Genomic DNA, 9,991 nt, shown 5'->3' with positions numbered 1-9,991 from the left:
ACCGGCCTGTCACGCCGGGGGTCGCGGGTTCGAGTCCCGTCCGCTCCGCCACTAATTTGAAGGCCTTCCCAGATGGGAAGGCCTTTTTGCTATGTGCGATCTTGCCCATAAGTCCCACAGATTTGTACGCAAGAACCAACACAAAGCCCGGTTTCATAACCGGGCTTTTGTATTTTTAGCGCCTTAAACCACCAATATCTGGCTTTTCCCTGCCAAGTAAGAGTGCCAGATAGCCGGTTATTTCCACCATTTTCTGGCTATATCCGAGCCTTATCAGCCATTTGAGCGAGTTTACTGGCGGCCAAATCAGGCTTCTACCGCCTGCTGGTTGCAGGGCAGTTCCATATTGACCACCCCCTCTTCCATTTGCACATCGATCTTGAAGCCAAGTCGTTTGGCGAGGTTGACCATGCCGCGATTGCTGGGCATGGTCATGCCGGATAGCTGGCCAATCCCTTGCTCTTTGGCGTAGCGGATGATCTTCTCCATCATCAATTTGCCGAGACCCACCCCTTTCAGGTCAGATCGCACCAGAATGGCAAACTCGGCATCGCTCAGGTCCGGGGTCGAAATGGCGCGTACCACGCCGAGGATTTGATCCTGCAGCTCGCCATCTTGCCCCACAGCCACGAAGGCCATCTCCCGGTCGTAATCGATCTGGGTCATGCGGGCCAGCTCTTCGTGACCCAGTTCGCCGACATCGGCGAAGAAGCGTTTGTACCTGTCTTCATCAGAGACTTGCAGCACGAACTGCTTGTGAGCCGGTTCATCTTCCGGCCGGATTGGGCGCAGCAGGATATGGCGCTGATCTTTAAGCCAGGCACCCTCCTCCAGTTCGGTGGGATAGGGGCGGATCGCCAGTCGGTTGATTATCGGGATGGCGGGGTCAGTCAGTGTGAGGCTGGCATCCAGTACCACCATCTCGGTACCGCATGCTTGCAGCGGGTGCAGGTCCAGCTCCTGAATCTCCGGAAAGGCGAGCAATAGCTCTGAGAGCTGGCAAAGCACTTGGCCCAAGGCATCGATATCCAGTCGTTCCGGTGTGGCCTGTTCACGGATCTTGCGACTCTTGAGTGCGCCGATGATCTGGTAACGGGCCAGCGCCTGATTGAGCGGTGGCAAGGCAGCCACCATCTCCTGCGGTTCCGCACCCGACTCACCCAGCAGAATGACGGGGCCAAAGATGGCGTCTTGCTGGATGCGTACCCGCAGCTCGAGGCCGCCGCTGCGGCGAGCCATGCGCTGTACCAGCAGCCCTTCGATACGGGCGCCCGGATCATGCTGTTTGACCCTGTCCAGAATGGCATCTGCGGCTTGCGCCACTTCGGCCGAGGTACGGAGGTTGAGTACCACGCCGTGAACGGCCGATTTGTGCAGGATGTCGGGCGAGCGCAGCTTCACCGCCACCGGATAGCCGATCTGCTCTGCGGTCAGGGTCGCCTCAATGGCGTCGGTAACGATCCAGGTTGGCAGGGTCGAGAGACCGGCGGCTTGCAAAATCGGGTGTACCAGATGGGTATCCAGCCTCAGTTGCTTGCGCTCCTGCGCCTGATGGATCAACTGCTGGCAGAGCTCGACATTGAGCTGGTTGCCGTGCAGTGACGCCGGTGTCTCCATCAACTGCTTCTGGTTGCGGCGGTATTCCACCATGTGCATGAAGGCCGCCATGGCGCTTTCCGGCGTGCGGTAGGTCGGGAAGCCCGCCTCGGTAAAGAGTTTGCGACCCTCCTGCGCCGAGTATTCGCCCGCCCAGTTGGTGAGAATATTGAAACGGCGCGCTCTGGGATGCTGTTTCAGATGGGCGATAAGATGGCTGGCCAGTGGCGCGCTCGGTGCCGTGAGCGAGGGGGCGTGGATGATCAGGATGGCGTCGATACCATCCTCTTGCAACACGTTGTCCAGTGCCTCCTGATAGGTGGTGATGGTCGCATCGCTGCCGATATCGAGTGGCGGGCGAGCCAGCTTGCCGCCCCGCTCCAGCAGCACATCCACCGCCATATTGGCCAGCCCTCGGCCGTTGGAGATGATGGCGAGCCGCTCCCCCTTGAGGGTCATGGAGTGGCTGAGTGTTTCCACCGCGGCAAACAGTTCGTGGGTATCCCGTACCCGCAACATGCCGGCGCGGCGGATGGCGGCATCATATACATTGTCGAGACCGTGGGCCGGATCGTGGCGCCCGCTTTTCAGCACCAAGATCGGCTTATTGCGCGAGGCTGCCCGTGCCGCCGAGAGAAAGTGGCGGGCGTCGTGCAACTTGTCCATATAGATCAAAATGGCGCGGGTGACGCTATCGCGGGAGAGTTGATCCAGCAGCTGGCCGAAGTCGATATCGCAGTGATCGCCAAGGGAGATGAAGGCGGAGAAGCCCAGCTCATGCTGCTTGGCCCAATCCAGAATGGTGGTGCTGACGGCGGCGGATTGCGACAGAAATGCGACTTGCCCCGGCTTGGCGGCAATGGGTGAAAAGCTGGCGTTGATCCCTTGGCCGGGCAGCAGCATCCCCATGCTGTTGGGGCCGAGCAGGCGAATGTCATATTGCTGGCAGACCCGTTTCAGCTCCAGTCGCTCCTCGGGGGAAAAGTCGGCGGCCAGTATGATGGCCGCCCCCGCCCCCTTCTGGCCAAGCGCTTCCAGCAACGGCAAGACCCGCTCCCGTCTGGTGCAGATGATGGCGAGATCCGGGGTCAGCGGCAGGCTGGCGATATCGGGATAGGCCAGCACGCCGGCGATGGCCTTGTTACGCGGGGTGACGGGGAGGATGGGCCCTTTGAACTGGCCCGCCAGCAGGTGGCGCACGATCACATGACCCGCCTTGAGCGGGTCAGTCGAGGCGCCGATCACGGCGATTGAGTGGGGTTTGAACAGCCGATCCAGACCGCTTGCTTTCATGGGCACTCCCGACAAAAGGGGGGAAGATACCAGTCTAATACGCCTTTGCTGCGGGTTCTGTGACCGGATCTTGATCACCGTTTGTTCAGGGCATTGGCTCGCAGATAAAAGCGCAGTTCGCCTTGCACCCGGCGAATGGCTCCCAGGTGGCGTTCCTGCAGATAGATATCCTGCTCCCGGTCGAGCGCCGTGCTGGGCACGCCCATGCTCTGCAGATACTCGTCAAACAGGGTTGAACCCTTGATCTCTACCAGATGCTGTTTCATGGCTCTCCTCCCTGCGCCTTGGCGTTTGTTGATGAACGCCCAGTCTGCGATGACCTGCCGGGTTTGCCTATTGTCACTTTTGACACGAGATTTGACACGAGAGCGCTCACACATCTTTCAGAGAGGGCGCCGTTGAGGTGCTGGCTGGCGTTATAGTATGGCGAGGAGCATAAGGCACGGATGGTGCGCAGGATGATCAGAGTCTGGTGGTGGTGCATGGCACTGTGGACGGTTGGCGTATCGGCAACCGAGCAGCCTATCCGCGCCTGGAATCTGCTGCTGGATCACCCCAACCCCGCCGTCGTCCAGTTGTTGCGCCTCTCCCTCGATCTCACCGTGCCCGAATATGGCCCCTACCAGCTGGTTTCCAGCCCGCAAATGGAGCAGGGGCGGGCGGTAAAGGAGTTGCGTAGCGGCGAGCTGGTTCAGGTCGGTGTCTTTGCCCCTGATGGTGAGCGAGAGCGGGAGTTGCTGGCAATCCACATTCCGCTGGCCAAGGGGCTGCTGGGATGGCGGGTGTGTCTGGTTCGGCAGGGGGATGAGGGGCGTTTTGCCGCGATCGGATCGTTGGCGGACTGGCATCGCGCCGGGCTCTCCATCGGTCAGCACAGGTCCTGGCCAGACACCCAGTTGCTGCGGGCTAACGGCCTCAAGGTGACGGTGGGCAATCTTTATGAGGCGCTCTTCAACATGCTGCGCAAGAAGCGTTTTGATTGCTTCCTGCGCTCGGTCATCGAGATCGAGGATGAGCTCAGGCAGCATCCCGATCTCGCCATCGAGCCCCGTCTGGTGTTTCGCTATCCGCTGGCGCTGCTCTTCTTTGTCTCGCCAAAATATCCGGAGCTGGCGCAGCGCATCGAGCTCGGCCTGCTGCGGGCGCGGCAGTCTGGTGCTTTTGACCGGGTCTTTGAAGAGGGATTTGGCAGCACCATTCGGCGGCTGAAACTGGATGAGCGGGTGCGCCTCGAGCTGCATAACCCCGACTTGCCGCAGCCCAGTCGCGTCATGATGGCCGATCCGGCCCTTATCTATAAACCGGTGTCAGCGCAGTGAGCCCTGATTCTGCGCGGTATCCCAGAAGGCACGGATCAGCGGTTCTTCCAGCCGCTTCTTGAGCACCCCGATCCCCACATCAAATGGTTTGAAGGCGGGTTTGAGGTCGATGATCCGCACCTTGTCGCCGAGCGGGCTGTGGTCGATGACCGCCGCCGGCACCAATCCTACGCCACAGCCGAGCGCCACCATGGCGACAATCCCCTCGTTACCCGCCACTTCGGCATAGATGTTGGGCGCTATCCCCTTGTTGCGAAACCACTGATCGCTGCGTTTGCGGGCCAGCCCCTGCTCGGAGAGGATGACTGGCAACTGCTCCCAATCAGGTTCTCCCTGACGGAACCACTGGTTCAGTTGCGGGGCGTTGCGCGGCGCGATAAAGACCAGCGGCACCTGCTGCAGGCTGGCGAACTCCAGCTTGGCGGGCAGGGCATCGGGGCGGGCAGCGATGGCGAGATCGGCCTCGTCGGCCAGGATCTTGTCCACCGCCAGCGCCGGGTCGCCGGTCTCCAGCTTGATCTCCAGCTGGGGGTAGCGGCGGCGAAAGCGCTCCAGTACCTCGGGCAGCAGAAAGTAGCTGGCAGTGACCGAGCAGAACACCCGCAGCCGCCCCTGCAGCGGTTCATCGCTGCGTTTGAGCTCCTGTTTGAGCTGACGCCACTCCTGCAACAGGCCGCCACCAAACTCCCGCAGCTTCTCGCCGGCGGGAGTGAGCCGTACCGAGCGGTTGTCCCGCTCGAACAGGATGCAGCCGGTCTCCTGCTCCAGCCGCTGGATGGCGCGGCTCAGGGTGGAGGGGCTGACCGCCATGGCATCGGCGCTTTTGCCGAAATGAAGGGAGTCGGCGAGGTGGAGAAACAGCTCGAGATTGCGAAGGTCCATCTTTCAGCTCCTGGCGCGGCTTGTGTGCCCGATATCCAGCGGTTGGCGGCTTGTTTCTGCCATCTCGCGGTACATTCAGCAGGCAATTTTGAAGGGTGAGCGTTTCAGTTATTGCAACGTACTGTTTCGAATATATCAGTTCAGGCAATAAGTGTCCCGCGTTATAGTGGTTCAGACAACGCCGCTATCCGGCATGGAATCAATCGAACGGAGCAATCACCATGGCTAACTATTTCAACACCTTGAACCTGCGTCAGCAGTTGGCCCAACTGGGCAAGTGTCGTTTCATGCAGCGCGAAGAGTTCGCGGACGGCTGCAACGTGCTGAAGGGCAAGAAGGTGGTGATTGTGGGCTGTGGTGCCCAGGGTCTGAACCAGGGTCTGAACATGCGCGACTCCGGGCTGGATATCTCCTACGCCCTGCGCAAGGCAGCCATCACCGAGAAACGTGCCTCCTGGCAGAAGGCTACCGACAACGGCTTCGCGGTCGGCACCTATGAAGAGCTGATCCCGACCGCCGATTTGGTGCTGAACCTGACTCCGGACAAACAGCACTCCGACGTGGTGAAGACCGTGATGCCGCTGATGAAGCAGGGCGCTGCGCTGGGCTACTCCCACGGCTTCAACGTGGTGGAAGAGGGTCAGCAGATCCGTTCCGACATCACGGTCGTGATGGTGGCGCCCAAGTGCCCGGGTACCGAAGTGCGTGAAGAGTACAAGCGTGGCTTTGGTGTACCGACCCTGATCGCCGTTCACCCGGAAAATGACCCGAAAGGTGAAGGCATGGCCATCGCCAAGGCGTGGGCCTCTGCCACCGGCGGCGACCGTGCCGGGGTGCTGGAGTCCTCCTTCGTGGCGGAAGTGAAATCTGACCTGATGGGCGAGCAGACCATCCTCTGCGGCATGCTGCAGGCCGGTTCCCTGCTCTGCTACGACAAGCTGGTTGCCGAAGGCACAGACCCGGCCTACGCCGGCAAGCTGATCCAGTTCGGCTGGGAGACCATCACCGAAGCCCTGAAACAGGGTGGTATCAGCCTGATGATGGACCGCCTCTCCAACCCTGCCAAGCTGCGCGCCTTCGAACTCTCCGAGCAGCTCAAGACCCTGATGCGCCCGCTGTTCGAGAAGCACATGGACGACATCATCGCCGGTGAGTTCTCCCGCGGCATGATGGCCGACTGGGCCGAAGATGACGTCAAACTGTTCACCTGGCGTGAAGAGACCGGCAAGTCTGCCTTCGAAAATGCCCCGGCGTTCGCTGGCAAGATTGCCGAGCAGGAGTACTTCGACAATGGCGTGGTGATGGTGGCCATGGTCAAGGCGGGTGTCGAGCTGGCGTTTGAGACTATGGTGGCTTCCGGTATCTACGAGGAGTCTGCCTACTACGAATCCCTGCACGAGCTGCCGCTGATCGCCAACACCGTTGCCCGCAAGCGTCTGTACGAGATGAACGTGGTCATCTCCGATACCGCCGAGTACGGAAACTACCTGTTCGCCAACGCCGCTGTGCCCTTGCTGCGCGAGCACTTCATGCCGACCCTGAAAGCGGGCGATCTGGGTGCCAGCAAGGCGGAAGGGCAGAGCGTGGATAACCTGGCGCTGCTGGCTGCCAACGAGGCGACCCGCAACCACCCGATCGAAAAAATCGGCCAGGTACTGCGTGGTTATATGAAAGACATGAAACGCATCGCTGTTGGCGGTTAAACCGGCATCGGGCAGGATGATGAAGGGGCGGTGATGACGATCCCCGTCGCCGGTCGGTGGACACCCGACCGGCCAGCCAGAAAAATCAGCCTGACAGTCATAAAAAAGCCCCGCTCATCGAGCGGGGCTTTTGCATTCAGAAAGGCTGGATAAATCAGGCTTTCCACGCTTTCCAGGTGTTGATCAGACCGTTGGTGGAGCAGTCGTGGCTGGTGACAGCCTCGTTGTTGCCCAGCTCCGGCAGGATCTTGTTGGCCAGCTGTTTGCCCAGCTCCACGCCCCACTGGTCGAAGGAGAAGATGTTCCAGATTGCGCCCTGTACGAAGATCTTGTGCTCGTACATGGCGATCAGGGCACCCAGGGTTTTCGGGGTCAGGCTCTTGAACAGGATGGAGTTGGTCGGGCGGTTGCCTTCGAACATCTTGAACGGCACCAGATCCTTGACCTGCTCCAGAGTTTTGCCAGCAGCCAGGAACTCGGCGTCGACCTGTTCTTTGCTCTTGCCGAAGGCCAGCGCTTCGGTCTGGGCGAAGAAGTTGGCCAGCAGTTTCGGATGGTGGTCACCGATCGGGTTGTGGCTGATGGCTGGCGCCAGGAAGTCGCAGGGGATCAGCTTGGTGCCTTGGTGGATCAGCTGGTAGAAGGCGTGCTGGCCGTTGGTGCCCGGCTCACCCCAGATGATGGGGCCAGTCTGGTAGTCAACCGGCTTGCCATTACGATCCACGTACTTGCCGTTGGACTCCATGTTGCCCTGCTGGAAGTAGGCAGGGAAGCGGTGCATGTACTGGTCGTACGGCAGAATGGCTTCGGACTCGGCACCGTAGAAGTTGTTGTACCACAGGCCGATCAGCGCTAGCAGAACCGGCACGTTCTGCTCATAGGAGGCAGTGGCGAAGTGCATGTCCATCTCGAAGGCGCCTTGCAGCAGGGCTTCGAAGTTCTCGAAACCGACAGACAGGGCGATGGGCATGCCGATGGCAGACCAGGAGGAGTAGCGGCCGCCAACCCAGTCCCAGAACTCGAACATGTTGTTGGTGTCGATGCCGAACTCGGCCACGGCCTTGCCGTTGGTGGAGAGCGCGGCGAAGTGCTTGGCAACGTGGGCCTTGTCACCGGCGATGTTGATGAACCAGTCGCGGGCGGTCAGGGCGTTGGTCATGGTCTCCTGGGTGGTGAAGGTCTTGGAGGCCACCAGGAACAGGGTGGTTTCCGGATCGATCTTCTTCAGGGTCTCGGCGATGTGGGTACCATCGACGTTGGAGACGAAGTGCATCTGCAGGTGGTTTTTGTAGGGACGCAGTGCCTCGGTGATCATCACCGGGCCCAGATCTGAGCCACCGATACCGATGTTGACCACGTGCTGGATCGCTTTGCCGGTGTAGCCTTTCCACTCGCCGGAGATGATCTTCTCGCAGAAGCCTTTCATCTTGGCCAGTACGGCGTTCACTTCCGGCATCACGTCCTTGCCGTCGCACTCGATGGGGCGGTCGGAGCGGTTGCGCAGGGCCACGTGCAGTACGGAGCGGCCTTCGGTCATGTTGATCTTGTCGCCATTGAACATGGCATCGATCGCGCTGCGAAGATCGGTCTCTTTGGCCAGATCAACCAGCAACTTGAGGGTTTCTTCGGTGATCAGGTTCTTCGAGTAATCAACCAGGATGTCGCCGCCGAAGGTAAGGGAAAACTTGTCAAAGCGCTTCGGGTCCTGCGCGAACAGATCCTTGAGTCGGATCTCTTTGTTTGCTGCAAAGTGGGCTTCCAGTGCCTGCCAGGCCTGGGTTTGGGTTGGATTGATGTTTTTCATAGGATTCCTGAAATGCCAAGTTGTGTTTGAACCTTGCAGGCAAGGTCCCGCCAAACCTTATTATCCGAGCATTATAGCGAGCCGATCGGGCGGCCCGTGTAACAGATTTTTACCGATTGTCTTTTACCGCAATGGGTCACTGTCGGGAGCATACAACCAGAACATTGGGATTATGTGTCACGAAAGCAAGGCGGATCTTGCGCTTGCTCATGATTGGGGCCACCCCGATGGCCTGAAATTGTTTTCATCCGGTTGGCGTGGTTATGCACCGACACGGCCATGGGGTGGGGCCAGAAACGACAATGCCAGCCCGAAGGCTGGCATTGTCTGTTGCAGCAGAACCGCGATCACGCCTGCGTTTTTTGCATGTGCATCACCATCTGCGGGAAGGGAATTTCGATCCCTTCGGCATCAAAGGTCAGTTTCACCTTCTCGTGGAAGTCGAACCAGACACCCCAGTAGTCAGCGGTTTTCACCCAGGGGCGCACCACGATATTGACCGAGGAGTCGGCCAGCGCGGCAACGGCGATGGTGGCTGCCGGATCTTTCAGGATGCGCGGCTCTTCGCTTACCAGACGCTCCAGGATCTGTTTGGCCTGGCGCAGGTCAGAGCCGTAGCCGATGCCAAAGGTCATATCGACGCGGCGGGTATCCATACGCGAGTAGTTGACGATGGTGCCGTTGAGGATGGCGGAGTTCGGTACTACCACCATCTTGTTGTCACCGGAGGTGAGGGTAGTGGTAAAGAGCTGAACGGACTGTACCACACCCGCAGTGCCTGCCACTTCGATGAACTCACCCGCCTTGATAGGGCGGAAGATGATCAGCAGGAAGCCGGCAGCGAAGTTGGAGAGCGAGCCCTGCAGCGCCAGACCGATGGCCAGACCGGCGGCACCGATAATGGCGACGAAGGAGGCTGTCTGCACGCCAACACGGCCCAGCGCGGCGATCACCACGAACACCAGAATGGCGTATTTGAGGATGCTGCCGACAAAGTGGGTGACGGTGGTGTCCAGCTTGCGGGCCTGCATCACCTTGACCACGCCACCGCTGATGAGGTTGGCGGCGATATAGCCGACCAGCAGGGTCAGCAGGGCGGCGGCGATATTGACGCCGTATTCGATCAGCAGTCCCTGATTATTGACCAGCCAGGTCTGCGCTTCGGTAATGATTTCGGGTTCCATAGGATGTCCTGTCAGGTTCTAAAAGGTTTATGGTGGATAAATCTAACACCGCAGCGCGACAGTACGGGTCGCATCTGGTACTTCTTTTCTGCCATAAAAACCTGACACAAAAAAGAAGGCTATGTCCCAATTACGTGTTGCATGGGGCGCCCCAGCGCCTCATGCAAACATGTTTTGATATTTACGCCTTTTCCGTAACGCTCCAGCATC

General features: G+C 59.6%; 7 protein-coding genes. 2 read left to right on the top strand and 5 right to left on the bottom strand.

Going from position 1 to position 9,991, the window contains the following annotated elements:
- Nucleotides 1-306 precede the first annotated feature (306 nt).
- Nucleotides 307-2,889: a bifunctional acetate--CoA ligase family protein/GNAT family N-acetyltransferase gene (locus AB5Y85_RS12210; RefSeq protein WP_257687732.1), complete on the bottom strand. Its 2,583-nt coding sequence runs from the start codon at nt 2,887-2,889 to the stop codon at nt 307-309.
- A gap of 74 nt (nt 2,890-2,963) precedes the next feature.
- Nucleotides 2,964-3,155, bottom strand: a complete 192-nt coding sequence (locus tag AB5Y85_RS12205) for a hypothetical protein (protein ID WP_005339486.1) — start codon at nt 3,153-3,155, stop codon at nt 2,964-2,966.
- 192 nt (nt 3,156-3,347) lie between these two features.
- Here AB5Y85_RS12205 and AB5Y85_RS12200 point away from each other — a divergent pair, with 192 nt between their 5' ends.
- Nucleotides 3,348-4,208: a hypothetical protein gene (locus AB5Y85_RS12200; protein ID WP_201975556.1), complete on the top strand. Its 861-nt coding sequence runs from the start codon at nt 3,348-3,350 to the stop codon at nt 4,206-4,208.
- Here the strand turns inward: AB5Y85_RS12200 and ilvY are convergent.
- Nucleotides 4,197-5,090 carry an HTH-type transcriptional activator IlvY gene (gene ilvY / locus AB5Y85_RS12195; RefSeq protein WP_040069423.1) on the bottom strand — a complete coding sequence of 298 codons (894 nt, stop codon included), beginning with the start codon at nt 5,088-5,090 and terminating at the stop codon, nt 4,197-4,199. The genes AB5Y85_RS12200 and ilvY overlap by 12 nt on opposite strands.
- Before the next feature lie 221 nt (nt 5,091-5,311).
- On the opposite strand from ilvY, the gene ilvC reads away from it, so the two are divergent.
- A complete protein-coding gene (gene ilvC, locus AB5Y85_RS12190; RefSeq protein ID WP_005355979.1) occupies nt 5,312-6,793 on the top strand; it encodes a ketol-acid reductoisomerase in 1,482 nt (493 codons plus the stop codon).
- A gap of 154 nt (nt 6,794-6,947) precedes the next feature.
- On the opposite strand, the gene pgi is transcribed toward ilvC, so the two are convergent.
- Together pgi and AB5Y85_RS12180 are read right to left on the bottom strand one after the other, a co-directional pair.
- On the bottom strand, nt 6,948-8,597 hold the full coding sequence (pgi, locus tag AB5Y85_RS12185) for a glucose-6-phosphate isomerase (RefSeq protein WP_368221494.1): 1,650 nt from the start codon (nt 8,595-8,597) through the stop codon (nt 6,948-6,950).
- A gap of 347 nt (nt 8,598-8,944) precedes the next feature.
- Complete coding sequence (locus tag AB5Y85_RS12180; RefSeq protein ID WP_219265404.1) at nt 8,945-9,781, bottom strand: mechanosensitive ion channel domain-containing protein; 837 nt, start codon at nt 9,779-9,781, stop codon at nt 8,945-8,947.
- Nucleotides 9,782-9,991 lie beyond the last annotated feature (210 nt).

The organism is Aeromonas sp. R3-1, assembly GCF_040908345.1.
Lineage (GTDB): Bacteria > Pseudomonadota > Gammaproteobacteria > Enterobacterales > Aeromonadaceae > Aeromonas > Aeromonas veronii.
Note: the sequence above shows the minus strand (reverse complement) of the source record. Positions and strands in the feature narration are given on the sequence as shown.